The sequence below is a fragment of the Haloferax sp. s1 genome (assembly GCF_058382125.1).
The window spans coordinates 1-682 of record NZ_JBZRPK010000043.1 but is presented as its reverse complement, the minus strand read 5'-3'; the positions used below and the strand labels follow the sequence as shown (position 1 = coordinate 682).

At 63.6% G+C, this 682-nt stretch carries 1 protein-coding gene; it reads right to left on the bottom strand.

All coding sequences use genetic code 11. The features are described 5' to 3' along the window. The coding region (locus tag QT222_RS00245) for an AMP-binding protein (RefSeq protein ID WP_491475924.1) at positions 1 to 682 on the bottom strand (682 nt) is incomplete at both ends.

The following is a 682-nucleotide window of genomic DNA, read 5'->3' as shown; positions in this document are numbered from 1 at the left end:
CCTCGGGCCTCCCCTCGATGTCCGGAACCGGCCCCACGAACGCGTTCCCCGTCTCGCCTCGGCGGTCGTCCGGAATCCCCCCCACGGCCGCGTCGGCCACCCCCTCGTGCTCGAACAGCAACTCCTCGACCTCGCGCGGATAGACGTTGTACCCCGCCGTGTTTATCATGTCCTTCTTCCGGTCTACGACATAGAAGAAGTCGTTCTCGTCCCAGTAGCCGATGTCGCCGGTGTGGAACCATCGCTTTCCGTTCTGCTCGCTGAATGCCTCCTCGTTCGCATCGGGCAGTCTGGCGTACCCCTTCATCACGTTCGGCCCGGCGACGACGAGTTCGCCGGTTATCTCGTCTAGGTCGACCTCGTCTTCGTCGACCGGCCCCTCCTCTATTCGGGGACGCTCTGCGAAATCATCGTCGACGATTTTCGCGTCCACGCTGGGGAGCGGCCTTCCGATGCTCCCGACCCGACGACCCTGTTCGGGCGAGTTGAAGTGGGTGATGGGACTGGTCTCGGTCAGCCCGTACCCCTCGTAGATATTCACGTCGTAGAGGTCCTCGAATCGCCGAAGCACCTCGACGGGGATGCCGGACCCGCCGACGCCTGCGAGGCGGACCGACGAAAGGTCGAACTCCTCGGCGTTCGGTTGGTTGATGATGTCGTTGTACATCGCTGGGACGCCGTG